Raw genomic sequence first — 24992 nt, forward strand, 5'->3', positions numbered from 1 at the left:
GACCTTCTCCTCTCCCGCACCCCTCTCTCTTTCCCTCTCTCCCCCTTTCTTCTCCCAGTCCCCAACCGTTTTCGCCGGCCGCGCTGCATCCGCAGCGATGGTCATTTCCCCAACCGTCAATTCCAGGAGGTCATTCATGAATTTGACGATCAGCGGTCATCACCTCGACGTCACCCCTGCCTTGCGCACCTACGTCACGAGCAAGCTGGACCGGGTCATCCGGCATTTCGACCAGGTGGTCGATGTGAAGGTGATCCTCACGGTGGAAAAGCAGAAGGAAAAGGAACGTCGGCAACGCGCCGAGTGCAACATCCACGTCAAGGGCAATGACATGTTCGCGGAGTCGAGCCACGCTGATCTCTATGCCGCGGTCGATGAACTGGTCGACAAGCTCGATCGCCAGGTGGTGCGCCACAAGGACCGCCTGCAGGACCATCACCACAGCGCGCCCAAGCGCCTGATGTAAGACGAAGCGGTTTCCGGCTGTCGCGCCGGAGACTCTCGAAGCCGCCTCAGGGCGGCTTTTTCATGCGCTTTTCCGACTGCCCATCAAGGGTTTGAAGGGCCTCTGTCGAGGGAAGCGAGGCCTGCGGGCAACATGTAACCAGAAAGTAGATAAGCGGAGTGGGGGTTTTTACCAAGCAGGTGCATAATCGCCCCCGCTCTGACCCACCATGAATCGTCTCGCGTCCATCCTGCCGCCCGCTCAAGTGCTTGTGAGCGTTGACGCCACCAGCAAGAAGCGTGCTTTCGAGGAAGCCGGCTTGCTGTTCGAAAGCCTTCACGGGCTGGGCCGCGCCCTGATCACCGACAGCCTCTTCGCGCGCGAGCGCCTCGGCTCCACCGGCCTCGGTCATGGCGTCGCCATTCCGCATGGCCGCATCAAGGGCCTCAAGGCCCCGATGGCCGCGGTGTTCCAGCTCGCGAACCCGATCGGCTTCGATGCACCCGACGAGCAACCGGTCGGCCTGCTGATCTTCCTGCTGGTGCCCGAAGCCGCCACGCAGAAGCACCTCGAAATCCTCTCCGAGATCGCCGAACTGCTGAGCGACGCCGGCCTGCGCGAGCAGATCAAGTCGAGCACCGACGCGGCCGCGCTGCACGGCCTGATCGCCGGCTGGCACTCCACGCAAGTCGCCTGAGCCCATGGCTCGCGGGGCGTGGCTGCTGCTAAGCTGCGCTGCCTTTCCTCCCGTTCCCCTCACTTCCGAAGAAGCGGTGCCGCGCGCCGCGCCCTGAACGCATGAAGCCGACCGTCATCAGCGCCGATGCCATGTTCGAGGAGTTCCGCGGCTCGCTGCGCTGGGAATGGCTCGCGGGACTCGGCGCGTCCGAGCGCCAGTTCGATCCCGAGGTCATCAGCCGCGCCCAGTCGGCCGCCGACCTGGTCGGCTACCTCAACTACATCCACCCGTACCGCGTGCAGATCCTCGGCGCGCGCGAGGTCGCCTACCTGACGCGCGGCAGTCCCGAGGACACCGCGCGGCGCATCGCCCGCATCGTCACGCTCGAGCCGCCGATGCTGGTGCTGGCCGACGGCCAGGCCGCGCCCGACGAACTGCTGTCGATCTGCGAGCGCGCGCAGCTGCCGCTGTTCGCCACGCGCGAATCCTCGGCCTTCGTGATCGACCTGCTGCGCGCCTACCTGTCCAAGCATTTCGCCGAGCGGACCTCGATGCACGGCGTGTTCATGGACATCCTGGGCATGGGCGTGATGATCACGGGCGAATCAGGCCTCGGGAAGAGCGAGCTCGGCCTCGAGCTGATCTCGCGCGGCAACGGCCTGGTGGCCGACGACGCGGTCGACCTCTACCGCATCAACCAGAACACCATCGAGGGCCGCTGCCCCGACCTGCTGCTCAACCTGCTGGAAGTGCGCGGCATCGGCCTGCTCGACATCCGCGCGATCTTCGGCGAGACGGCGGTGCGGCGGAAGATGCGGCTCAAGCTCATCGTGCACCTGGTGCGGCGCGACAGCTTCGAGCGCGACTACGAGCGCATGCCCTCGACGCCGCTCACGCAGGACGTGCTGGGCATCCCGGTGCGCAAGGTCATCATCCAGGTGGTGGCGGGCCGCAACATCGCCGTGCTGGTCGAGGCCGCGGTGCGCAATTCGATCCTGCAGCTACGCGGCATCGACACCTATGCCGATTTCGTGGCGCGCCACCACAAGGCGATGGAAAGCGCGCGCGACGCGGACTAGCTCAGCGCTTCTTGACGCAGTCGCCGCACAGGCCGTAGAGCGACATGGCGTGGTCCTGCAGGATCCAGCCCTTGTCCTTGGCCACCAGCTGCTGGCGGCGCTCGATCTCGGCGTCGTAGAACTCCTCGACCTTGCCGCAGGCGGTGCAGATCAGGTGGTCGTGGTGCGTGCCTTCGTTGAGTTCGTAGACGGCCTTGCCGCTCTCGAAATGGCTGCGCTCGAGGATGCCGGCCTGCTCGAACTGGGTGAGCACCCGGTAGACGGTGGCCAGGCCGATGTCGGAATGCTCGTTGAGCAGCACCCGGAACACGTCCTCGGCGGTCATGTGGCGTTGGCCGCCGGTCTGGAAGATTTCCAGAATCTTCAGCCGCGGCAGGGTGGCCTTGAGGCCGGTGTTCTTGAGTTCGTCGATGTTGGCCATGATGGTTCCTGCGCCCTGGACGGCCAAAGGCCCCGGAGGGGGCAGCCGCTACAATGGTCGATCATATCGCTACCCCCTTTCCCCCCCATGCCTGCCATTTTCCAACGCCGTCCCTGGCTGCTGGCTGCGGCCGTTGCCGTCACCCTGGGCCTCGGTGCCTGCAGCGGTTTCAGCGAGCGCTCGCGTGGCGCGCTGTCGGCCGTCACTCCCTACAAGGTCGAGGTGGTCCAGGGCAATTTCGTGTCCAAGGAACAGGTTGCGGCGCTCAAGACCGGCATGTCGCGCCAGCAGGTGCGCGAGATCCTCGGCACCTCGCTGCTCACCGACATCTTCCATTCGAACCGCTGGGATTACGTCTTCACGATCCGGCGCCAGGGCGTGGAGCCGCAGGAGCGCCGCTTCACCGTCTTCTTCAACGGCGAGCAGCTCGAGCGCTGGGAAGGCGGCGAGATGCCGAGCGAGGAAGAGTTCGTCGCCACGCTCGACACCCGCAAGAAGACCGGCAAGGTGCCGCCGCTCGAGGCCACGGAAGAAGAACTCAAGAAGTTCGATCCCAAGGGCGACCGGAAAGCCTCCGACACCGAGAGCAAGGCACCCGCCACGCTGCCTCCGCTGCCGGCCGCCTACCCGCCGCTCGAGGCCGCGCGCTAACAGCGGCGCCCGGCCGGCGCGCCGAACCTGGCTTGGCGGGGCGGCGCGGTTTCCCCACCCATCGTCTCCTCCGTCCCCATCGTCCATCGATGGCAAGCAAGCCCGAATCCGCGTGACCGACTCCAACACCACCACCTCCTCCACGCCGGCCGCGCGCCGGGTTGCCGTCGCCGGCGCGTCGGGCCGCATGGGCCGCATGCTGATCGAGGCGGTTCGCAACGCCCCCGACTGCCGCCTGGCCGGCGCGCTCGACGTGGCCGCCAGCCCCGCCATCGGCAGCGATGCGGGCGCCTTCCTCGGCTTCGCCAGCGGCGTGGCCATCGCCGCCGACCTGCGCGCGGGCCTGCAGGACGCCCAGGTGCTGATCGACTTCACCCGCCCCGAGGGCACGATGGCCCACCTGGCCGTCTGCCGCGAACTCGGCGTGCAGGCCGTGATCGGCACCACCGGCTTCAGCGACGCGCAGAAGGCCGAGATCGCCGAGATCGCCAAGGACATCGCGATCGTCATGGCGCCCAACATGAGCGTGGGCGTCAACGTCACCTTCAAGCTGCTCGAGATGGCGGCCAAGGCGCTGTCCACCGGCTACGACATCGAGATCGTCGAGGCCCACCACCGCCACAAGATCGACGCCCCGTCGGGCACCGCGCTCAAGATGGGCGAGGTCATCGCCGACGCGCTGGGCCGCGACCTCAAGGAATGCGCGGTCTACGGCCGCGAAGGCGTGACCGGCGAGCGCGACCCCTCGACCATCGGCTTCGCCACCGTGCGCGGCGGCGACATCGTCGGCGACCACACGGTGCTGTTCGCCGGCACCGGCGAGCGCATCGAGATCGCCCACAAGTCCTCGAGCCGCGCCAACTACGCGCAGGGCAGCCTGCGCGCGGTGCGCTTCCTGGCCGACCAGCGCGCCGGCCTGTTCGACATGTTCGACGTGCTCGGCCTGCGCTGAGACGGATCCTCCTTCGCCATCCCCGACGATGAGCGTCCTCGAACTGCTGACCCACGGCGACGGCGTCAGCCGCTCGGTGGCCGCGCTGCTGCTCGCGATGTCGATCTCGAGCTGGGTCGTGATCCTCTGGAAGAGTTGGCTGCTGCGCGGCGGCACGCGCGAGGTGCTGCGCAGCATCGCGGCCTTCTGGCAGTCGACCAGCCTCACCGAGGCGGAACAACGGCTGCGGGCCTTCGACCGTTCGGCGCTGGTGCTGCCCACGGTCGCGGCGCTGCGCCAGGCCGCGGCCTCCCAGGCGCAAGACGCCGCCACCCTCGGCGCCGCGGGCGACCGCAACCAGCGCCTCACGCGCGTGCTGCGCGAGGCGCTGCACGGCGCGCTGCGCCGGCTGCAGGCCGGTCAGATCCTGCTCGCCACGGTCGGCGCCACCGCGCCCTTCGTCGGCCTGCTCGGCACGGTCTGGGGCATCTACGGCGCGCTCGTGGGCATCGCGGGCCAAGCCGGCGGTTTCACCATCGACAAGGTGGCCGGCCCGGTCGGCGAGGCGCTCGTGATGACCGCCTTCGGCCTCGCGGTGGCGATCCCGGCCGTGCTGGCCTACAACGTCTTCGGCCGTGTCATCGGCCGCATCGAGGCCGAGCTCGAAGGCTTCGCCCACGACCTGCTCGGCAGCTTCGGCGAAGTGCCCGCGGCGGTGCCGGCACCGCCGCCGCCCGCGCGGCCGATGCCGGTCTGAACCGCGTCGCCCCATGGCCTTCGGACGCACCTCGCTCGGCAGCGGCTCCGCCGGCGGCGGCCGTGCCACCGGTGCCGGCGGCCAGCGGCCGCTGTCCGACATCAACGTCACGCCGCTGGTCGACGTGATGCTGGTGCTGCTGGTGATCTTCATCATCACGGCGCCGCTGATGGCCAGCTCGATCAAGCTCGACCTGCCGCAGACCGATGCCGGCCAGCCCAACGACACGCCGAAGTTCGTGAGCCTGTCGGTCGACCCGGCGGGCAAGGTCTTCCTCAACGACCGGCCCGTGACCGACGAGGAACTCGCTGCTGGACTCGCGAAGGCCGCGGCCGACAGCAAGGACACCGAAGTGCAGCTGCGCGCCGACCAGACCGTGCCCTATGGCCGCGTCGTGGCCCTGATGGGTATCGCCAACAAGGCGGGCCTGAGCCGCATCGGCTTCGTCACCGAGGCGCCGCCGCCGACGACGCTGCGCTGACGCCGGCCGGCGCCGGGCTCAGCCCAGCACCACCGGCTTGGTCTGCCAGATGTCGTGCGCGTACTGGGCGATCGTGCGGTCCGACGAGAAGGCGCCCATGCCCGCGACGTTGAGGATCGCGGTGCGCGTCCAGGCGTCGGCGTCGCGGTAGAGCGCATCGACCTCGGCCTGCTTCGCGACGTAGCTCGCGTAGTCGGCCAGCAGCAGGTAGTGGTCGCCCCAGTTCACCAGCGCGTCGTAGATGCCCTGGTAGCGCGCGGGTTCAGCCGGCGAGAAGGCGCCGTCGCGGATCGCGTCGAGCACGCGCCGCAGCTCCTCGTTCCCGTCGTAGATGTCGCGTGGCTGGTAGCCGCGCGCGCGGATCTCGGCCACCTCGGGCGTGGTGTTGCCGAAGATGAAGATGTTCTCGGGCCCGACGTTCTCGCGCATCTCGACGTTGGCGCCGTCGAGCGTGCCGATGGTCAGCGCGCCGTTGAGCGCGAACTTCATGTTGCCGGTGCCCGAGGCCTCGGTGCCGGCGGTGGAGATCTGCTCGGACAGGTCGGCCGCCGGCATGATGATCTCGGCCAGGCTCACGCTGTAGTTGGGCAGGAACACCACCTTCAGCAGCTTGCCCACGCGCGCGTCGGCGTTGATGGTCGCGGCCACGTCGTTGATGAGGCGGATCACCTGCTTGGCCATCACGTAGGCCGAGGCCGCCTTGCCCGCGAACACCACCACGCGCGGCACGAGGTCGGCGCTGCCGCCCGCGGCCTGGGCGTCGAGGATGCGGTGGTAGCGCGAGATCACGTGCAGCACGTTGAGCAGCTGGCGCTTGTATTCGTGGATGCGCTTGACCTGCACGTCGAACATCGCGTCGGTGTCGACCACGATGTTCATGTGCTGCTCGATCCAGTTGGCCAGCCGCAGCTTGTTCTCGCGCTTGGCGTGGCGGAAGGCGCGCACGAAGGGCGGCTGCACCGCCATCGGCCGCAGCGCCTCGAGCTGCGAGAGGTCGCGCCGCCAGCCCTTGCCCAGCCGTTGGTCGAGCAGCGCGGCCAGCGGCGGGTTGGCCTGCGCGAGCCAGCGCCTGGGCGTGACGCCGTTGGTCTTGTTGTTGAAGCGCTCGGGAAAGATCTTCGCGAAGTCCGCGAAGATCGACTGCTTCATCAGCTCCGAGTGCAGCCCCGACACGCCGTTGATCGAGTGGCTCGCGAGCACCGCCACGTAGGCCATGCGCACGCGGCGCTCGCCGGCCTCGTCGACCAGCGAGAGGCGGCGCATCAGCTCGACGTCGTTGCCGTGCGTCTGCGTGATGGTGGCGAGGAAGCGCGCGTTGATGTCGTAGATGATCTGCAGGTGGCGCGGCAGGATGCGCCCGAGCATCTCGACCGGCCAGGTCTCGAGCGCCTCGTGCATCAGCGTGTGGTTGGTGTAGCTGAACACCTTCTGCGTGTGGGCCCAGGCCGTGTCCCAGGGCAGTCCGTGCTCGTCGAGCAGCAGCCGCATCAGCTCGGGCACCGCGAGCACCGGATGGGTGTCGTTGAGGTGGATGCTGACCTTCTCCGAGAGCCGGTCGAAGCTGGTGTGGTTGCGCAGGTAGCGCCGCAGCAGGTCCTGCACGCTGGCGCTGCAGAAGAAGTACTCCTGGTGCAGCCGCAGCTCGCGGCCCGAGGGCGTGGAGTCGTCGGGGTAGAGCACGCGCGAGACGTTCTCGGAGTGGTTCTTGCTCTCCACCGCCGCCATGTAGTTGCCGCGGTTGAAGGCCGAGAGGTCGATCTCCTCGGTGGCGCGCGCCGACCACAGGCGCAGCGTGTTGGTGGCCTGCGTGCCGTAGCCGGGAATGATGGTGTCGTAGGCCACGGCGCGCACGTCGTGGGTGTCGACCCAGTCGGCCGCGCCGTAGGGCGCGTTGGTGCCCTCGCGCTTCTGCACGCGGCCGCCGAAGCGCACGCGGTAGTTGACCTCGGGCCGCTTGAATTCCCAGGGGTTGCCGCGCGTGAGCCAGTAGTCGGGCGTCTCCACCTGCTGGCCGTCGACGATGCGCTGGCGGAACATGCCGTACTCGTAGCGGATGCCGTAGCCCATGCCCGGCACGCCGAGCGTGGCCATCGAGTCGAGGAAGCAGGCCGCGAGCCGGCCGAGGCCGCCATTGCCCAGCGCCGCGTCGGGCTCGCGCTCGGACAGCGCCTCCATGTCGACGCCGAAGTCGGCCAGCGCGTCGCGCACGGTGGCATGGAGGTCGACCGCGAGCAGCGCGTTGGTGAAGGTGCGCCCGATCAGGAACTCCATCGACAGGTAGTACACGCGCTTGAGGTCCTGCGCGTAGTTGGCGCGCGTGGTCGCCATCCAGCGCTCCACCAGCTGGTCGCGCACCGCGAGCGCGGTGGCGTACAGCCAGTCGTCCTGGCTCGCGGCCACGGGGTCCTTGCCGACCGCGTAGATCAGCTTGTTGGCCACGGCGCGCTTGAAGGCCGCGACATCGCGGTCGGGATGGTCGTAGGCGAAGTCTTCGATCGTCATGGTGGGTGTGTCTTGTGTCTGCGGGTTGAACGGATGCCCTGCGCCTTCTTCAGTGGGGCAGGGGCGTCGGTGCCTGGGCCGCGGCCAGCGCCTGACGGTACACGGCCACGTACTGCGCGGCCGCGGTGGCCCAGTCGGCGGGGCGCCGCATCGCGTGGCCGCGCACGCGCCGCCAGTCGGGCGCGCGCTGATACAGCGCGAAGGCGCGGCGCACCGCGCGATCGTAGTCCGCCGAGTCGAAACGGTCGAACACGAAGCCGGTGGCCTCGCCGCTGGCCATGTCCTCGAGCGTGCTGTCGACCACCGTGTCGGCCAGCCCGCCGACGCGGCGCACCAGCGGCAGGCTGCCGTACTTGAGGCCGTACATCTGCGTCAGGCCGCAGGGCTCGAACAGCGAGGGCACCAGGGTCACGTCGCCCGCGCCGAAGAGCTGGTGCGCGAGCGTCTCGTTGTAGCCGATGGTGACGCTGACCGCGTCGGGCGCGGCGGCCGCGCGCTGGCGGAAGGCGTCTTCGAGCCAGGCTTCGCCGCTGCCCAGCAGCGCGAGCTGGCCGCCCTGCGCGAGCAGCGCGTCGAGGCCCTGCAGCACCAGGCGCAGCCCCTTCTGCTCGGTGAGCCGGCTCACGAGGATGAACAGCGGCGCATCGGGCCGCGCGGCCAGCCCGAGCTGGTGCTGCAGCACGGACTTGCAGCGCGCCTTGCCCGCCATGTGGCGGCCCTCGGGCGTCTGGTAGCCCTGCACCAGCGCCGGGTCGGCGGCCGGGTTCCAGACTTGGTCGTCGACCGCGTTGAGGATGCCGTCGAGCACGCCGCCGCGCTGGCGCAGCAGGCCGTCCAGGCCGCAGCCCTGGTCGGGCGTCTGGATCTCGCGCGCGTAGGTCGGGCTCACGGTGGTGAGCCGGTCGGCATAGGCGAGCCCGCCCTTCATGAACGAGAGCTGGCCGTGGTATTCGAGCCCGTTCATCTGGAAGGCCGGCGCGGGCAGGCCGAGCTCGGGGAAGTGCCAGGGCGCGAACAGGCCCTGGTAGGCGAGGTTGTGGACCGTGAAGACGCTGCCCACGCGCGGCCCGTCCACGCCGCGCGCGAAGGCCATGTAGGCCGGCGCGAGACCGGCGTGCCAGTCGTGCGCATGGACCACCTCGGGCAGCCAGGCGGGATCGAGCCCCCGTGCGAGTTCGGCCGCGGTCCAGCCCAGCAGCGCGAAGCGCCGGTGGTTGTCGCCATAGGGCTGGCGGTTGGCGTCTTCGTAGGGATTGCCGGGCCGGTCGAACAGCGCGGGCGCGTCGACCACGTAGGCCGGAATCGGCGGCGCACCGTCGATCTCGATGCGCCCCCGCAGCAGCCCGAAGCGCTCGCCCCAGGGCGCCGCGAAAGTGGCGACCGGCGCGAGCCCGCGCACGCCCGCCACGATGGCCGGGAAGCCCGGCAGCAGCACGCGCGCGTCCTGGCCCGCGGCCATCAGCGCGAGCGGCAGCGCGCCGGCGACGTCGGCCAGGCCGCCGGTCTTGAGCAGGGGAAAGAGTTCGGCGCTGACCTGGAGGACTCTCATCGGCGACATCAGGCGGCGGGTGCCGCGGAGCGCTCCGCCAGCCGCTTGAGCATTTCGCGCGTGACCAGCACCACGCCCGTTTCGGTGCGCTCGAAGCGCGCGGCATCGGCCTCCGCGTCCTCGCCGATCACCATCTCGTCGGGGATCACGCAGGCGCGGTCGATCACCACCCGGCTGAGCCGGCAGCCGCGCCCGACCTCCACGTCGGGCAGCAGCACCGCCTCGTGGATGGTGCAGAACGAATGGATGCGCACGCCCGAGAACAGCACCGAGCTGCTGACCTGCGAGCCCGAGACGATGCAGCCGCCCGAGACGATGGTGTTGACCGTCATGCCATGGCGGCCGTCGTGGTCGAGCACGAACTTCGCCGGAGGCAGCTGCCGCTGGTAGGTCCAGATGGGCCAGTCGGTGTCATAGATGTCCAGCTCCGGGGTGATCGACGCGAGGTCGAGGTTCGCAGCCCAGAATGCATCAATCGTGCCCACGTCGCGCCAGTAGGCCTTGGCGCCCGGCCCGCGCGAGGCGCGCGTGACGCAGGACATGCCGAACGGATGCGCGAGCGCCCGGCCCTCGGCCACCGCGCGCGGGATGATGTCCTTGCCGAAGTCGTGGCTGGAGTTCGGGTCGCGGCTGTCGTCCTCGAGCAGCTTGTAGAGATAGGCCGAATCGAACACGTAGATGCCCATGCTGGCCAGCGCCACGTCGGGGTGGCCCGGCATCGCGGGCGGGTCGGCCGGCTTCTCGAGGAAGCTGGTGATGCGGCGGCTGTCGTCGATCGCCATCACGCCGAAGGCCGTGGCCTCCATGCGCGGCACCTCGATGCAGCCCACGGTGCAGCCGGCGCCGCTCTCGGCATGGTCCTTGACCATGATCGAGTAGTCCATCTTGTAGATGTGGTCGCCCGCGAGCACCACCACGTAGTCGTGCGGCGTGGAGCGGGTCTGGATGATGTCTAGGTTCTGGTAGACCGCGTCGGCCGTGCCGCGATACCAGTGCTCGTCGCCCATGCGCTGCTGCGCGGGCAGCACGTCGACCATCTCGTTGAGCTCGGCGCGCAGGAAGCTCCAGCCGCGCTGCAGGTGGCGCATCAGCGAATGCGACTTGTACTGCGTGACCACCGCCATGCGCCGGATGCCCGAGTTGAGGCAGTTGGAAAGCGCGAAATCGATGATGCGGAACTTGCCGCCGAAATACACGGCCGGCTTGGCGCGCCGGTCGGTCAGCTGCTTGAGCCGGGAGCCGCGTCCGCCGGCCAGGACCAGCGCGATGGTGCGGCGCACGAGCTGGTGCGATTGCAGCGGCGTGCCGGGGGCGGCCGCGGGTGTCTTGTGATCCATCCTGTGTCTCCGTTCTTTCGTTCGTTCGTTCGTTCGTGTGTCGTCAGAGTTTCTGTGCGTGCGTGTACCCGCTCGGGCCCTTGCACACTAGCACCGCCGCGCGGCGCAGGCTCCTACGTCGTTGCAATCCAGAGGCTCGAGGGCGGTATCTCGACCTCGGTGGCGTTCACCGCCGAGGGCTCGGGGCCCGGGTCGATGGCGGGGTCGCTCGCGAGGACGCACCTCCAGGCGCCGGGCGGCAGGCGGAACGGCTGCGCCCGCGCGCCCGCGTTCACGAGCAGCAGCCAGGCCGGCGCTGCCTTCGGTGTCGAGGGGGGGGTGGTCGATGTCGGTGTCTCCTTGGCGGTGCCTGCCTCCAGGCTGCCGAACAGGATTGCAAGGGCCGTGCCGCCTTCCCAGTCCGGCGGCTGCATCGGTGCGCCGTCGGGCCGCAGCCAGCGGATGCCGGCCGTGCCCGGCGCCGGGTCGGCCGGCCACCAGCGCGTGCTGCGCAGCACCGGCGCCGCGCGCCGCAGCGCGGCCAGCCGCGCCACGAAGGCGCTCAGTTGCGCCGGCTCGCCGGCCGGGTCGGTGCTGCCGACCCAGTGCAGCCAGGTGGTCTCGTTGTCCTGGCAGTAGGCGTTGTTGTTGCCTTGTTGCGTGTGGCCGATCTCGTCGCCGGCCAGCAGCATCGGCGTGCCCTGCGACAGCATCAGCGCGGCCAGCAGCGCGCGCGAGAGCCGCAGCCGTTCGGCCCGCACCGCGGGATCGTCGCTCGGGCCTTCCACGCCGCAGTTGCGGCTCAGGTTGTGGCCATGGCCGTCGCGGTTGTTCTCGCCGTTGGCCTCGTTGTGGCGCGTGTCGTAGCTCAGCAGGTCGCGCAGGGTGAAGCCGTCGTGCGCGGTCACGAAGTTCACGCTCGCGGCGGGCGAGCGCCCGTCGTGCGCGAACTGCGCGCTCGAGGCCGCGAAGCGGTGCGCGAAGTCGCCGAGGCCCGCGCGCCCCTCGCGGTCCTGGCGCAGCCAGAAGCCGCGCTGCGTGTCGCGAAAGCGATCGTTCCATTCGAGCCAGCCCGGCGGGAATTCGCCGAGCCGGTAGCCGCCCGGTCCGATGTCCCAGGGCTCGGCGATCAGCAGCGTGCGCGACAGCAGCGGGTCCTGCGCGATGGCCGCGAAGAAGGGCGCGCGCGGATCGAAGCCCGTGGCCGTGGCGCGGCCCAGCACCGGCGCGAGGTCGAAGCGGAAGCCATCGACCCCCATCTCGCCGGCCCAGAAGCGCAGACTGTCCATCACGAGTTGCAGCACGCGCGGCTCGCCGAGGTTCAGGCAGTTGCCCGTGCCGGCCCAGTTCTCGTAGAGGGCGCGGTCGTCGGCGCGCAGGTGGTAGTAGAGGGCGTTGTCGATGCCGCGCAGCGACAGCGTGGGGCCGAGCTCGTCGCTCTCGGCGCTGTGGTTGTAGACCACGTCGATCACCAGTTCCATGCCGCGCGCATGCACCGCGTCGGCCAGCGCGCGGAACTCGCCGGCCGGCGTGGTGCCAGGGCGGCCGCTCCAGTAGCGCGCCTCGGGCGCGAACCAGCCGATGGTGTTGTAGCCCCAGTAGTTCGCGAGGCCCATCGCGAGCAGCCGCTCCTCGTCGGCGCGGTGCTGCACCGGCATCAGGCTCAGCGTGGTGACACCCAGGCGCTGCAGGTGGTCGAGCACGGCCGGCTCGGCGAGGGCGGCGTAGCTGCCGCGCAGGGGGGCGGGGACGGCGGGGTGCAGTTGCGTGTGGCCGCGGACGTGGAGTTCGCAGATCACGCGGTCGGTGGAGGGGATGCGGGCGTGGCCTGAGTTCGAATGGGTTGGCGCGGGCACCACGCGGGCCTTGAGGGCGATGCTGGCGTTGTCCCGTGTGTCGCGCTGCGTTGGGTCGGCGGTGGTGTGGCCGTGGAAGAGGTCGCTGCCGTCGTAGCGGCCGACGATCTCGCGGGCGTAGGGGTCTAGCAGCAGCTTCGATGGGTTGAAGCGATGGCCCTCGCTCGGGGACCAGGGGCCGTGGACGCGGTAGGCGTAGACGAGGCCGGGGCGGGCGCTGGGGAGTTGGCCGTGCCAGATGCCGTCTGTGAATTCGGGGAGCTTGAGTCGTTGTTGTTCGTTGCGGCCCTCGGGGTCGAAGAGGCAGAGTTCTACCTTCTCGGCTGCTGGTGCTGCCAGGGCGAAGTTGACGCCTGTCTGGGTTGCTGTGGCGCCCAGGGGGAAAGGTTGGCCTGGGTTCAGCACGATGGGTGAGGCTTTCTTTTGCTGAGGCTGTTGGCCGGGACTCGCCCCGGCGGGCGAGTCACTTTCTTTTGCTTCGCCAAAAGAAAGTAACCAAAGAAAAGGCGACCCCGCTGTCTGCGACCCCTGCGCTGCGCTGCGGGGCAACCTGCGGTGCTCGCGTTTCGCGGGGTCTCGCAGAACTCGCTTCGCTCAAACAGCTGCGAGCCCTGATCCGCGAAACGCTGCGCTCCTCGGCGCAGCCAGAGGGGGGCGCTCGGGCCTTTGCTTCGCTCGGCCTTGGAATGCCGCTCGGGCCATCGCTTCGCTCGGCTTCTTGTTCCCTCTCCCTCTGGGAGAGGGTTAGGGTGAGGGCACCGGGCCTTACCGATGTTGCGACGGTATCCACCGCCCGGAGCCCTCACCCCAGCCCTCTCCCAGAGGGAGAGGGAGCAAGACCGCCGAGCGAAGCGATGGCCCGTTGGATATGCAAGGCCGAGCGCAGCGATGGCCCGACCACTCCCCTCTGGCTGTGCCGAGGAGCGCAGGAGAAAGCGGGATAAGGGCCGCAGCTGTCTGAGCGGAACGAAGTGCAGCGAGTTCTGCGGCCCCCCGCTTTCTCCGAGCACCGCAGGTTGCCCGTAGCGAAGCGGAGGGACACAGACAGTGGGGTCGCCTTTTCTTTGCCTACTTTCTTTTGGCGAAGCAAAAGAAAGTAGGTCCGCCGCCGGGCGGAATTCCCGGCCCCTGCCGTCGCAAGGCAAACAACTCAAATTCAAACCAACACCCACATCAACGTAGCCAAGGGCGGCAAGTCAATAACCACCGAGTCGACTTTCCCATGCCAAGCCAAAGCCTCACTGGCAACCACCCCATTCCCCACCCCACTCCCCCCATAAACAACCCCATCGGTATTGATGATCTCGCGGTAGGACCCCGAACAAGGCACCCCCACCCGATACCCATGCCGAACCACAGGCGTGAAGTTGCAAACCGCCAGAACGAATGCCCCATCCCGCCCCCGACGAACAAAGGCAAACACCGACTGCGCCGTATCGTCATGCACCAGCCACTCGAACCCCGCCCCTTCATGGTCGAGCTCGTGCAACGCCGGATAGTGCTGATACACGTTGTTGAGATCCCGCACCAGCCGCCGAACCCCCTGATGCGATGCATGCTCGAGCAGATGCCAGTCCAGGCTGCGGTCCGCATTCCACTCCGCCACCTGCGCGAACTCGCAGCCCATGAACAGCAGCTTCTTTCCCGGATAGGCCCAGAGGTAGCCGTACAGGTTGCGCAGGCCCGCGAATTTCTGCCACTCGTCGCCCGGCATGCGCGCGATCATCGAGCCCTTGCCGTGCACCACCTCGTCGTGCGAGAACGGCAGCACGAAGTTCTCGCTGTGCGCGTACATCAGCCCGAAGGTGATCTCGCGGTGGTGATGCGGCCGGTACAGCGGGTCCTTGCCCGCGTAGGCCAGGGTGTCGTTCATCCAGCCCATGTTCCACTTGTAGTGGAAGCCCAGCCCGCCGTCCTCGGGCGGGCGCGTCACGCCGGGGAAGCTGGTCGACTCCTCGGCGATCGTCACCGCGCCGGGGCGCTCGGTGCCCACCACGCGGTTCATGCGGCGCAGGAACTCGATCGCCTCGAGGTTCTCGCGTCCGCCCTGCGCGTTCGGCACCCACTCGCCGGGCCCGCGGCTGTAGTCGCGGTAGAGCATCGAGGCCACGGCGTCCACGCGCAGGCCGTCGATGCCGTAGCGCTCGAGCCAGTACAGCGCGTTGCCCACGAGGTAGTTGCGCACCTCCGTGCGCGACCAGTTGAAGATCAGCGTGTTCCAGTCGTTGTGGAAGCCCTCGCGCGGATCGGCGTACTCGTACAGCGCCGTGCCGTCGAAGCTGCCCAGGCCGTGCGCGTCGGTCGGGAAGTGCGCGGGCACCCAGTCGAGGATCACGCCGAGCCCGGCCGCATGGGCCGCGGCCACGAAGAAGCGGAAGTCGCTCGGGGTGCCGAAGCGCGAGGTCGGCGCATAGAGGCCGATCGGCTGGTAGCCCCAGGAGCCGTCGAACGGATGCTCGGTGATGGGCAGCAGCTCGATGTGCGTGAAGCCGAGGTCACGCACGTAGGGCACCAGGGTGTCGGCGAGCTCGATGTAGTCCAGCCATTCGTGGCCGTTCTTGCGCCGCCACGAGCCCAGGTGCACCTCGTAGATGCTGATCGGCGCGTCGCGCCCGTTGGCCCTGGCGCGGCCCGTGGGCATGGTGGCGACCGGCGGCAGCGGGCGCACCACGCAGGCGGTGTCGGGCCGCAGCCGCGACGAGAAGGCGAAGGGATCGGCCTTGCGCAGCAGCTCGCCCTGCGCCGACAGGATCTCGAACTCGTAGGCATCGCCCACCGCCACGTGCGGCGCGAAGACCTCCCACACGCCGCATTCGCGGCGCAGCCGCATCATGTGGCGCCGGCCGTCCCAGTTGTTGAAGTCGCCGACCACCGACACGCGCCGCGCATTCGGCGCCCAGACCGCGAAGGCCACGCCCTTGACGCCGTCCATCTCGCGCAGGTGCGCGCCCAGGCGCTCCCAGGGGCGCAGGTGCGTGCCCTCGGCCAGCAGCCAGATGTCGGTGTCGCCGAGCACGAAGGGAAAGCGGTAGGGGTCGTCGATGCGCGAGACGTGCGAGCCCCAGTCGACCTGGAACGCATAGCCCATGCGCGCCTCGGCCGCGGGCACCAGGCCCGCGAAGATGTCGGAGCCCTCGTGCCGCTCGAGCGTGGCCAGCGGCCAGCCGGTGCGCGCATGCAGCACCGTCACGCCCTGCGCGCCGGGCAGCAGCGCGCGCACCACCAGGCCGCGCGAGGTCTCGTGCGGGCCGAGCACGCCGAAGGGGTTGCCGTGCTCGGCGCGCATCAGCGCATGGACTTCGGTTTCGGACAGTTGCGTCGGGGCCATGGGGTCAGTCGGTGATCGGTTCGCCGAAGAAGGCACCGAAGGGCGTCAGCGTGAGCGTGCGAGCGTCGGCGCCGCCGAGCGTCGCGGTCGAGGCCAGCGGCGCGCCGGCCAACGGCCGCAGGTCGTCGCGCAGCACGATCGACACCGGCGCCGCGCCGAGGTTGAACACGGCCTGCAACGAGCGCGCGCCCTCGCGCCGCTCGAACCACAGCAGCGGCTCGGGCGCGTCGAAGAAGGCGATGGCTGCCGTGTGCAGCAGCGGCTGTGCGCGGCGCCAGTGCAGCATCGCGCGGCTGAAGGCCAGCATCGACCGCGCATCGTCTTCCTGGCGGTCGACCGCCAGCGGCAGGTGCGCGGGCGACATCGGCAGCCACGGCGTGCCGGTGGTGAAGCCGCCCTGCACGTCGTCGCCGCGCCAGGGCATCGGTGTGCGGCAGCCGTCGCGGCCCTTGAACTCGGGCCAGAAGGCGCGGCCGTAGGGGTCCTGCAGCAGTTCGAACGGCACCTCGGCCTCGGGCAGGCCCAGCTCCTCGCCCTGGTACATGCCGGCGCTGCCGCGCAGCGACAGCAGCAGCGCGAGCCACAGGCGGTTGCGCCGGACGTCGGGCGCCGCGCCGTCGCTCCAGCGCGTGGCCACGCGCGGCACGTCGTGGTTCGACACCGCCCAGCAGCCCCAGCCGCCGGTGGCCGCGAGCGCATGGTCGAGCGCCTCGACCTGCTGGCGCAGGTGCCTGGCCGTGTGGTCGGCGGTCAGCAGGCTGAAGCTGTAGGCCAGGTGCAGGCGCCGGTCGCGCGCGGTGTACTGCGCCATCACGGGCGGGGCGTTCTCGTCGCCGACCTCGCCGAGCGCGACCGCGCCGTGGCGGTCGAGCAGGGCGCGCAGCCGCTCGAGGAACAGCAGGTTCTCGCCCTGGCTCTTGTCGTACAGGTGCTGCTGCATCGCATAGGGGTTGTCGGCGCGCACCGTGCTGACCTCGCCCACCGACTGCGCCGAGGCCGGCGGGTTGCTGCGCAGCAGGGCATCGTGGAACTGGTGGTTGCAGGCGTCGAAGCGGAAGCCGTCGACGCCGCGCTCGCACCAGAAGCCGACCTCGCCGAGCAGCGCGTCCTGCACCGCGGGGCAATGGAAGTTGAGGTCGGGCTGCTCGGCCAGGAAGCTGTGCAGGTAGTACTGGCGGCGGCGCGAATCCCATTGCCAGGCCGGCCCGCCGAAGACCGAGAGCCAGTTGTTGGGCGGCGTGCCGTCGGGCTTGGGGTCGGCCCACACGTACCAGTCGGCCTTGGGGTTGTCGCGGCTCGCGCGGCTCTCGGCGAACCAGGCGTGCTGGTCGGAGGTGTGCGAAAGCACCTGGTCGATGATGAGCTTCAGGCCCAGTTCGTGCGCCCGCGCGAGCATGGCGTCGAAGTCGGCCAGGGTGCCGAACATCGGGTCGACCGCGCGGTAGTCGGCCACGTCGTAGCCGAAGTCCTTCATCGGCGAACGGAAGAAGGGCGAGACCCAGATCGCATCGACTCCGAGCGAGGCCACGTGCGGCAGCCGCGCCGTGATGCCGGGCAGGTCGCCGATGCCATCGCCGTTGCTGTCCATGAAACTGCGCGGATAGATCTGGTAGATCACCGCGCCGCGCCACCAGTCATCGCTCTTGCTGCCGTTGCTGCTGCTGCTGCCCATGCTGTCCCTTGGTCTGAAATCATTGTGACATGCGAAATCCGGGCCAGCGGTACGCTCGTGCGCGCCCCGCGACTCTCTACACTGCACGCCCTCCATGACAGAGACGACTCCCCACGCCGCCGCGGGTTCCCCGCTCCCCGCTTCCGATGCCGAAGGCCTGCCCGCGCTCGAGCGCCGGCTCGCGCGCGACCTCGACATCCTGGGCTGGCGCGCCCGTGCCTGGATGCCGGCCTGCGAACACGAAGGCGAGGCGGTGCTCGATGTGGCCATCGTCGGCGGCGGGCAGGCCGGGCTGGCCGCGGCGGCCGCGCTCGCGAACCAGGGCATCCGCGCCGTGGTGTTCGACCGCGCGCCCGAGGGTTTCGAGGGGCCCTGGGCCACCACCGCGCGCATGGAGACGCTGCGCTCGCCGAAGGAGCTCACCGGCCCGGCGCTGGGGCTCGCGGCGCTGAGCTTCCGCGCCTGGTTCGAGGCCCAGCACGGCAGCGCCGCCTGGGCCGCGCTCGACAAGATCCCGCGGCTGCAGTGGATGGACTACCTGCGCTGGTACCGGCGCGCGATGGCGCTCGAGGTGCGCAACGACTGCGCGGTGACGGCGATCGTGCCCGAGGCCGATGGGGCGCTGGTGCGGCTGGACCTGCGCACGCCCGCCGGTGCGCGGCGCGTGTTCGCGCGCCGCGTGGTGCTGGCCACCGGGCGCGACGGCCTCGGCGGCCCGGCGGTGCCGGATTTCGTGGGCCGCCTGCCGCGCGAGCGCTGGGCGCATTCGTCCGACGCCATGGACTACGGCCGGCTCGCCGGGCTGCGCGTGGGCGTGATCGGCGCGGGCTCCTCGGCCATGGACAGTGCCGCCACCGCGCTGGAGGCCGGCGCCCACAGCGTCGAGCTGCTGATCCGCCGCCCCGACCTGCCGCGCGTCAACAAGGGCAAGGGCGCGGGCGTGCCGGGCCTGACCCAGGGGCACTACGACCTGCCCGACGAGCACAAGTGGCGCGTGCGCCACTACATCAACCGGCTCAACGTGCCGCCGCCGCACGGCAGCACCCTGCGCGTGTCGCGCTTCGCCAACGCCTTCTTCAACTTCGGCTGCCCGGTCGAGGCGGTGGCGCTGGCCGGCGACGGCGCGATCCGCGTGGCGACGCCGCGCGCGAATTTCGAGTTCGACTTCCTGATCGTCTCGACCGGCTTCAAGGTCGACTGGGCCGCGCGCCCCGAGTTCGCCGCCATCGCACCCCATGTGCGGACCTGGAAGGAGCGTTACGTGCCCGCGCCCGGCGAGGAGGACCAGGAGCTGGCCGATTCGCCCGACCTGGGCCCGGTGTTCGAGTTCAAGGAACGGGTGGCGGACGCGTGCCCCGGGCTCGCGCGCATCCACTGCTTCTGCTATCCGGCCGCGCTCTCGCACGGCACGGTCTCGGGCGACATCCCGGCCATCAGCGACGGTGCCAAGCGGCTGGCCGCGGGCATCGCGGGGCTGTTCTACCGCGAGGACTTCGAGCGGCATTTCGCCAACATCGAGGCCTACGCCGAGCCCGAGCTGTACGGCGACGAATGGACGCCCGCGCCGCCGCCCGACCGGCGGCCGGCACCCAAAGCCGGCTGAATGGCCCGGCCCGGCGGGAGCCCGGCGGCCGGGGCGCGATAATCCGCCTTCCCGGCCGCCCCGCGCCGGGCTCCTGCCGAAGCCCCGTCATGAACCCCAGCTACAAACCCAGCGACGTCGAGTCCGCTGCCCAGGCGCAATGGAGCGCCGCCGATGCCTACCGCGTGACCGAGGACGCGAGCCGCAAGAAGTACTACGCCTGCTCGATGCTGCCGTACCCCAGCGGCAAGCTGCACATGGGCCACGTGCGCAACTACACGATCAACGACATGCTCACGCGCTACCTGCGCATGAGCGGCTACAACGTGCTGATGCCCATGGGCTGGGACGCCTTCGGCCTGCCGGCCGAGAATGCGGCGCTCAAGAACGGCGTGCCGCCGGCCAAGTGGACCTACGAGAACATCGCCTACATGAAGGGCCAGCTCCAGGCCATGGGCCTGGCGATCGACTGGAGCCGCGAGATCGCCACCTGCGATCCGAGCTACTACAAGTGGAACCAGTGGCTGTTCCTCAAGATGCTCGAGAAGGGCATCGCCTACCGCAAGACCCAGGTCGTGAACTGGGACCCGGTCGACCAGACCGTGCTGGCCAACGAGCAGGTGATCGACGGCAAGGGCTGGCGCACCGGCGCCACGGTCGAGCGCCGCGAGATCCCGGGCTACTACCTGAAGATCAGCGACTACGCCGAGGAACTGCTCGAGCACACCCAGCACAAGCTGCCGGGCTGGCCCGAGCGCGTCAAGCTGATGCAGGAGAACTGGATCGGCAAGAGCGAGGGCGTGCGCTTCGCCTTCACCCATGACATCCAGGGTGCCGACGGCCAGCCGATCCAGGACGGCCGCATGTACGTGTTCACCACGCGCGCCGACACCATCATGGGCGTGACCTTCTGCGCCGTCGCGCCCGAGCATCCGCTGGCCGCGCATGCCGCCACGCTCGACCCGAAGGTCGCGGCCTTCATCGAGGAGTGCAAGAGCGGCGGCACCACCGAGGCCGAGCTCGCCACGCAGGAGAAGAAGGGCGTGCCCACGGGCCTGACCGTGACGCACCCGATCACCGAGGAGCAGGTGCCGGTGTGGGTCGGCAACTACGTGCTGATCGGCTACGGCGACGGCGCCGTGATGGGCGTGCCCGCGCACGACGAGCGCGACTTCGCCTTCGCCAACAAGTACGGCATCGAGATCATCCAGGTGGTGCTGGTCGACGACGAGCCGCACTTCGACTATCACAAGTGGCAGGACTGGTACGGCGACAAGCAGCGCGGCGTGACCATCAACTCCGACAACTTCAGCGGCATGAGCTACAAGGAGGCCGTGGCCGCCGTGGCGCATGCGCTGGGCCAGAAGGGCCTGGGCGAGCTGCAGACCACCTGGCGCCTGCGCGACTGGGGCGTGAGCCGCCAGCGCTATTGGGGCACGCCGATCCCGATCATCCATTGCGAGGAGCACGGCGCGGTGCCGGTGCCCGAGAAGGACCTGCCGGTGGTGCTGCCCACCGACTGCGTGCCCGACGGTTCCGGCAATCCGCTGAACAAGCACGAAGGCTTCCATGCCGGCGTGGTGTGCCCGGTGTGCGGCAAGGCCGCGCGGCGCGAGACCGACACGATGGACACCTTCGTCGACTCGTCGTGGTACTTCATGCGCTACTGCGACCCGAAGAACGACCAGGCGATGGTGGCCGAGGGCGCCGACTACTGGATGCCGATGGACCAGTACATCGGCGGCATCGAGCACGCGATTCTTCACCTGCTGTACGCGCGCTTCTGGACCAAGGTGATGCGCGACCTCGGCCTGGTGAAGGCCGACGAGCCCTTCAGCAAGCTGCTGACGCAGGGCATGGTGCTCAACCAGATCTTCTACGCGCGCAACGAGAAGGGCGGCAAGGACTACTTCCCGCCCTCGGAAGTCACGCCGGAGCTCGATGCGCAGGGCCGCATCGTCGGCGGCACCGCGGCCGACGGCACCAAGGTCGAGTACGGCGGCGTCGGCAAGATGGGCAAGAGCGAGCGCAACGGCGTCGACCCGCAGGACCTGATCGAGAAGTACGGCGCCGACACCGCGCGCCTGTACACCATGTTCACGGCGCCGCCCGAAGCCACGCTCGAGTGGAACGACGCGGCCGTCGAGGGCAGCTACCGCTTCCTGCGCCGGGTGTGGAACTTCGGCGCGGCGCAGTCCGCGCTCGCGGCGCCCGCGGGCGGCAAGCCGGCCTACGGCAAGCCGGCCCAGGCGCTGCGCCGCGACGTGCACACCGTGCTGCGCCAGGTCGACTACGACTACCAGCGCATGCAATACAACACCGTGGTGTCGGGCGCGATGAAGCTGCTCAACGCGCTCGAGGGCTTCAAGCCCGACGGCAGCGCGGGCGACGCGGCCGCGCTGCACGAAGGCTTCGGCATCCTGCTGCGCTGCCTCTATCCCGCCACGCCGCACATCGCCCAGCAGCTGTGGACCGAGCTCGGCTACGAAAAGGCGCTCGGCGCCCTGCTCGACGCGCCGTGGCCCGTGGTCGACGTCGAGGCGCTGGCGCAGGACGAGATCGAGCTGATGCTGCAGGTCAACGGCAAGCTGCGCGGCAAGCTGCTGGTGCCGGCCGGCGCTTCCAAGGACGAGATCGAGAAGCTCGCGCTGGCCTGCGAGGACTTCACCGCCTTCGCGCCGGGCGCGAGCGCCAAGCGCGTGATCGTGGTGCCGGGCCGCCTGGTCAACGTGGTCATTTGAACGAGCAAGCATGAACATCCGCACTGTCTCGCTGCCGCGCCGCGGCTTCCTCCTGGGCCTGGCGGCCGGCGGCGCCTCGCTGGGCCTGGCCGGTTGCGGCTTCGAGCTGCGCAAGCCGCCGGTCTTCGCCTTCAAGTCGATCGCGATCTCGGGCAACTCGGCACTCGTCAGCCAGATCCGCCGCAACCTGCGCGCGGCCGGCACGGTGACCCTGCTGCCGGGCGACGACAAGAGCGCCGAGGCGGTGCTCGAGATCCTCGGCGAGGACCGCGAGCGGCTGGTGGTGTCGACCAACTCGGTCGGCCTGCTGCGCGAGACCCAGCTCGTGCTCAAGGTGCGCTTCCGGCTGCGCTCGCAGGACGGCAAGGACCTGCTGGCGGCCACCGAGCTCACGCAGACACGCGACCTGACCTTCAACGAGACCAACGCGCTGGCCAAGGAAGGCGAGGCCGAACTGTTGTACCGCGACATGCAGATCGACATCGCGCAGCAGCTGGTGCGCCGCCTCGGGGCGGTGAAGGCGCTGTGAGCGGCCGCTGACGCGATGCAGCTTGCCAGCGCCCAGCTTTCGGCCCACCTGCAGAAGGGGCTGAAGCCGCTCTACACCATCCACGGCGACGAGCCGCTGCTCGCGCAGGAGGCGGCCGACGCCATCCGCGCGGCGGCGCGCGCGCAGGGCCATACCGAGCGCAGCTCGTACACCGTGGCCGGCGCGCACTTCGACTGGAGCGCGGTGCTCGCGGCCGGCGGATCGCTCTCGCTGTTCGCCGACAAGCAGATGGTCGAGATCCGCATCCCCTCGGGCAAGCCCGGCAAGGACGGCAGCGTCGCGCTGCAGCAGATCGCCGAGGGCGCGGCGTCGAACGAGGGCACGCTCACGCTGGTGATGCTGCCGCGGCTCGACAAGGCCACGCGCACCGGCGCCTGGTTCTCGGCGCTCGAGAACCACGGCGCCAGCATCCAGGTCGACCCGATCGAGCGCGCCGCGCTGCCGCAGTGGATCGCGCAGCGGCTCGCGCTGCAGGGCCAACGCGTGAAGCCCGGCGACGAGGGCCAGCGCACGCTGCAGTTCTTCGCCGACCGCGTCGAGGGCAACCTGCTCGCGGCGCACCAGGAGATCCAGAAGCTCGCGCTGCTGCATCCGGAGGGCGAACTCGGCTGGGAGGAGGTCGAGGGCGCGGTCAACAACGTCGCGCGCTACGACGTCTTCAAGCTGTCGGAGGCCGTGCTCGGCGGCAACCCGCAGCGCGTGGCGCGCATGCTCGACGGCCTGCAGGCCGAGGGCGAGGCCGAGGTGCTGGTGCACTACACGCTGGCCGAGGACATCCGCGCGCTCAAGCGCGTGAAGGACGCCATGGCCGCGGGCCGGCCGCTGCCGATGGCGCTGCGCGAGAACCGCATCTGGGGCCCGCGCGAGCGCGCCTTCGAGCGCGTGCTGCCGCGGCTGGACGACCGCATGCTCGCGCGGCTGCTGCGCGCGGCGCACCTGGTCGACGGCATCGTCAAGGGCCTGAAGCAGCCCGACTGGCCGGCCGGCGGCTGGCAGGCGCTGCAGCGGCTGGCGCTGATGCTGTGCCGCGCCTGCGGCAACGGCGGCGCCGCGGCATCGCGCCGCGCCTGAATTCCCGGCGTCAGCCGCCCGCGAGGTTGGCGTGGGAAAATGCCCACATGAACGCGTTCAATGTCAGTGAACACATGCAGACCCTGGGTCTGCAGGCAAAAACGGCCGCCGCCCTCATGGCGCGTGCGGATGTAGCTACCAAAAACGTAGCGTTGAAGGCGCTGGCCCGGCGCCTGCGCGAAGCCGGCGCGGTGCTGGCCACGGCCAACCAGAAGGATCTCGAGCGCGCCACGGCCGCCGGCCTGTCGGCGCCGATGGTCGACCGCCTGAAGCTCGGGCCCAAGGTGATCGAGACCGTCGCCCTCGGCTGCGAGCAGCTCGCGGGCATGGCCGACGTGATCGGCGAGATCATCGGCATGAGGCAGCAGCCCAGCGGCATCCGCGTCGGCCAGATGCGCGTGCCGATCGGCGTCTTCGGCATGATCTACGAGAGCCGTCCCAACGTGACCATCGAGGCCGCGAGCCTGGCGATCAAGTCGGGCAACGCCGCCATCCTGCGCGGCGGCTCGGAGGCCATCGAGTCGAACAAGGCGCTGGCGCTGCTGGTGTCCGAGGCACTGGCCGAGGCCGGCCTGCCGGTCGAGGCGGTGCAGCTGGTGCAGACCACCGACCGCGAGGCCGTCGGCCAGCTGATCGCGATGCCGCAGTTCGTCGACGTGATCATCCCGCGCGGCGGCAAGGGCCTGATCGAGCGCATCAGCCGCGACGCCAAGGTGCCGGTCATCAAGCACCTGGACGGCAACTGCCACGTCTACGTCGACGACACGGCCGAGTTCGGCATGGCGCTGCGCATCGTCGACAACGCCAAGACCCAGAAGTACAGCCCCTGCAACGCCGCCGAAGGCCTGCTGGTGGCGGCCTCGGTGGCCGAGGACTTCCTGCCGAAGATCGGCGCCGTCTTCGCCGCCAAGGGCGTCGAGATGCGCTGCGATCCGGCCGCGGCCCAGATCTTGCGCGCCGATGGTGCTATCGATCCGGGAGCAAAGGTGGTCGATGCGGTCGAATCCGACTGGTCCGAGGAATACCTGGCCGCGGTGATCAGCATCAAGGTGGTGGCGGGCCTCGAGGAGGCCATCGCGCACATCAACCACTACTCGAGCCACCACACCGACGCGATCGTCACGCGCGACCACGTGAATGCCCAGCGTTTCCTGCGCGAGGTCGATTCGGCCAGCGTCATGGTCAATGCGAGCACACGCTTCGCCGACGGTTTCGAGTTCGGCCTGGGGGCCGAAATCGGCATCAGCACCGACAAGTTCCACGCCCGCGGACCGGTGGGCATCGAAGGGCTGACCTCGCTCAAGTACGTGGTGCTGGGGCAGGGCGAAGTCCGGACCTGAAGGGGCGCGACGGGCGCCGTTCGGTGCCCTTCGCACCGGCG

General features: G+C 69.7%; 19 protein-coding genes. 12 read left to right on the forward strand and 7 right to left on the reverse strand.

What is annotated here, in order from left to right:
* Window positions 1-136: 136 nt before the first annotated feature.
* The 3 genes from raiA (at window position 137) to INQ48_03225 (ending at window position 2203) form a co-directional block, all read left to right on the forward strand.
* Entirely contained in the window at window positions 137-466 is a 330-nt protein-coding gene (raiA, locus tag INQ48_03215; protein QRF58291.1) for a ribosome-associated translation inhibitor RaiA, read from the forward strand.
* Between the two features lie 208 nt (window positions 467-674).
* Window positions 675-1142: a PTS sugar transporter subunit IIA gene (locus INQ48_03220; protein ID QRF58292.1), complete on the forward strand. Its 468-nt coding sequence runs from the start codon at window positions 675-677 to the stop codon at window positions 1140-1142.
* 101 nt (window positions 1143-1243) lie between these two features.
* Entirely contained in the window at window positions 1244-2203 is a 960-nt protein-coding gene (locus tag INQ48_03225) for an HPr kinase/phosphorylase (GenBank protein ID QRF58293.1), read from the forward strand.
* A 1-nt stretch (window position 2204) separates the two neighbouring features.
* Here the strand turns inward: INQ48_03225 and fur are convergent, their stop codons facing one another.
* On the reverse strand, window positions 2205-2624 hold the full coding sequence (gene fur, locus INQ48_03230; protein QRF58294.1) for a ferric iron uptake transcriptional regulator: 420 nt from the start codon (window positions 2622-2624) through the stop codon (window positions 2205-2207).
* Between the two features lie 87 nt (window positions 2625-2711).
* On the opposite strand from fur, the gene INQ48_03235 reads away from it, so the two are divergent.
* From INQ48_03235 to INQ48_03250, 4 genes are all read left to right on the forward strand, one after another.
* Entirely contained in the window at window positions 2712-3275 is a 564-nt protein-coding gene (locus tag INQ48_03235) for an outer membrane protein assembly factor BamE (GenBank protein QRF58295.1), read from the forward strand.
* A 106-nt stretch (window positions 3276-3381) separates the two neighbouring features.
* Window positions 3382-4227: a 4-hydroxy-tetrahydrodipicolinate reductase gene (dapB, locus tag INQ48_03240; protein QRF60590.1), complete on the forward strand. Its 846-nt coding sequence runs from the start codon at window positions 3382-3384 to the stop codon at window positions 4225-4227.
* 28 nt (window positions 4228-4255) lie between these two features.
* The gene (locus INQ48_03245) at window positions 4256-4963 is read left to right on the forward strand and encodes a MotA/TolQ/ExbB proton channel family protein (protein ID QRF58296.1); all 708 of its coding nucleotides are present in this window, start codon (window positions 4256-4258) and stop codon (window positions 4961-4963) included.
* Window positions 4964-4976: 13 nt separating this feature from the next.
* A complete protein-coding gene (locus INQ48_03250; protein QRF58297.1) occupies window positions 4977-5444 on the forward strand; it encodes a biopolymer transporter ExbD in 468 nt (155 codons plus the stop codon).
* Window positions 5445-5462: 18 nt separating this feature from the next.
* Here INQ48_03250 and INQ48_03255 read toward each other — a convergent pair whose 3' ends face one another.
* From INQ48_03255 to INQ48_03280, 6 genes are all read right to left on the reverse strand, one after another.
* Entirely contained in the window at window positions 5463-7946 is a 2484-nt protein-coding gene (locus tag INQ48_03255) for a glycogen/starch/alpha-glucan phosphorylase (protein ID QRF58298.1), read from the reverse strand.
* Window positions 7947-7995: 49 nt separating this feature from the next.
* Window positions 7996-9495 (reverse strand): glycogen synthase GlgA, encoded by a 1500-nt coding sequence (gene glgA / locus INQ48_03260; GenBank protein ID QRF58299.1) that lies wholly within the window; start codon window positions 9493-9495, stop codon window positions 7996-7998.
* Between the two features lie 8 nt (window positions 9496-9503).
* Window positions 9504-10832 (reverse strand): glucose-1-phosphate adenylyltransferase, encoded by a 1329-nt coding sequence (gene glgC, locus INQ48_03265; protein ID QRF58300.1) that lies wholly within the window; start codon window positions 10830-10832, stop codon window positions 9504-9506.
* Window positions 10833-10945: 113 nt separating this feature from the next.
* Window positions 10946-13072, reverse strand: coding sequence for a glycogen debranching protein GlgX (gene glgX, locus INQ48_03270; GenBank protein QRF58301.1), 2127 nt, complete (start codon window positions 13070-13072; stop codon window positions 10946-10948).
* Between the two features lie 751 nt (window positions 13073-13823).
* Window positions 13824-15995 carry a 1,4-alpha-glucan branching protein GlgB gene (gene glgB, locus INQ48_03275; GenBank protein ID QRF58302.1) on the reverse strand — a complete coding sequence of 724 codons (2172 nt, stop codon included), beginning with the start codon at window positions 15993-15995 and terminating at the stop codon, window positions 13824-13826.
* A 4-nt stretch (window positions 15996-15999) separates the two neighbouring features.
* On the reverse strand, window positions 16000-17667 hold the full coding sequence (locus INQ48_03280; GenBank protein QRF58303.1) for an alpha-glucosidase: 1668 nt from the start codon (window positions 17665-17667) through the stop codon (window positions 16000-16002).
* Window positions 17668-17761: 94 nt separating this feature from the next.
* Between INQ48_03280 and INQ48_03285 the strand changes: the two genes are divergently transcribed.
* The 5 genes from INQ48_03285 to INQ48_03305 all read left to right on the forward strand — a co-directional run bounded on the left by INQ48_03285 (window position 17762) and on the right by INQ48_03305 (window position 24951).
* Entirely contained in the window at window positions 17762-19270 is a 1509-nt protein-coding gene (locus INQ48_03285; protein QRF58304.1) for an NAD(P)/FAD-dependent oxidoreductase, read from the forward strand.
* Between the two features lie 89 nt (window positions 19271-19359).
* Window positions 19360-21990, forward strand: a complete 2631-nt coding sequence (locus INQ48_03290; GenBank protein ID QRF58305.1) for a leucine--tRNA ligase — start codon at window positions 19360-19362, stop codon at window positions 21988-21990.
* A gap of 10 nt (window positions 21991-22000) precedes the next feature.
* Entirely contained in the window at window positions 22001-22519 is a 519-nt protein-coding gene (locus INQ48_03295; GenBank protein QRF58306.1) for a hypothetical protein, read from the forward strand.
* Between the two features lie 15 nt (window positions 22520-22534).
* Complete coding sequence (locus INQ48_03300) at window positions 22535-23611, forward strand: DNA polymerase III subunit delta (protein ID QRF58307.1); 1077 nt, start codon at window positions 22535-22537, stop codon at window positions 23609-23611.
* A 47-nt stretch (window positions 23612-23658) separates the two neighbouring features.
* The gene (locus tag INQ48_03305; GenBank protein QRF58308.1) at window positions 23659-24951 is read left to right on the forward strand and encodes a glutamate-5-semialdehyde dehydrogenase; all 1293 of its coding nucleotides are present in this window, start codon (window positions 23659-23661) and stop codon (window positions 24949-24951) included.
* The last annotated feature ends 41 nt before the right edge of the window (window positions 24952-24992 follow it).

This window comes from Variovorax paradoxus (assembly GCA_016806145.1).
GTDB lineage: Bacteria > Pseudomonadota > Gammaproteobacteria > Burkholderiales > Burkholderiaceae_C > Variovorax.

Coding starts and splice junctions, on each gene's coding strand:
- raiA (QRF58291.1), top strand. CDS start 137: ATGAATTTGACGATCAGCGGTCATCACCTCGACGTCACCCCTGCCTTG.
- INQ48_03220 (QRF58292.1), top strand. CDS start 675: ATGAATCGTCTCGCGTCCATCCTGCCGCCCGCTCAAGTGCTTGTGAGC.
- INQ48_03225 (QRF58293.1), top strand. CDS start 1,244: ATGAAGCCGACCGTCATCAGCGCCGATGCCATGTTCGAGGAGTTCCGC.
- fur (QRF58294.1), bottom strand. CDS start 2,624: ATGGCCAACATCGACGAACTCAAGAACACCGGCCTCAAGGCCACCCTG.
- INQ48_03235 (QRF58295.1), top strand. CDS start 2,712: ATGCCTGCCATTTTCCAACGCCGTCCCTGGCTGCTGGCTGCGGCCGTT.
- INQ48_03245 (QRF58296.1), top strand. CDS start 4,256: ATGAGCGTCCTCGAACTGCTGACCCACGGCGACGGCGTCAGCCGCTCG.
- INQ48_03250 (QRF58297.1), top strand. CDS start 4,977: ATGGCCTTCGGACGCACCTCGCTCGGCAGCGGCTCCGCCGGCGGCGGC.
- INQ48_03255 (QRF58298.1), bottom strand. CDS start 7,946: ATGACGATCGAAGACTTCGCCTACGACCATCCCGACCGCGATGTCGCG.
- glgA (QRF58299.1), bottom strand. CDS start 9,495: ATGAGAGTCCTCCAGGTCAGCGCCGAACTCTTTCCCCTGCTCAAGACC.
- glgC (QRF58300.1), bottom strand. CDS start 10,832: ATGGATCACAAGACACCCGCGGCCGCCCCCGGCACGCCGCTGCAATCG.
- glgB (QRF58302.1), bottom strand. CDS start 15,995: ATGGCCCCGACGCAACTGTCCGAAACCGAAGTCCATGCGCTGATGCGC.
- INQ48_03280 (QRF58303.1), bottom strand. CDS start 17,667: ATGGGCAGCAGCAGCAGCAACGGCAGCAAGAGCGATGACTGGTGGCGC.
- INQ48_03285 (QRF58304.1), top strand. CDS start 17,762: ATGACAGAGACGACTCCCCACGCCGCCGCGGGTTCCCCGCTCCCCGCT.
- INQ48_03290 (QRF58305.1), top strand. CDS start 19,360: ATGAACCCCAGCTACAAACCCAGCGACGTCGAGTCCGCTGCCCAGGCG.
- INQ48_03295 (QRF58306.1), top strand. CDS start 22,001: ATGAACATCCGCACTGTCTCGCTGCCGCGCCGCGGCTTCCTCCTGGGC.
- INQ48_03300 (QRF58307.1), top strand. CDS start 22,535: ATGCAGCTTGCCAGCGCCCAGCTTTCGGCCCACCTGCAGAAGGGGCTG.
- INQ48_03305 (QRF58308.1), top strand. CDS start 23,659: ATGAACGCGTTCAATGTCAGTGAACACATGCAGACCCTGGGTCTGCAG.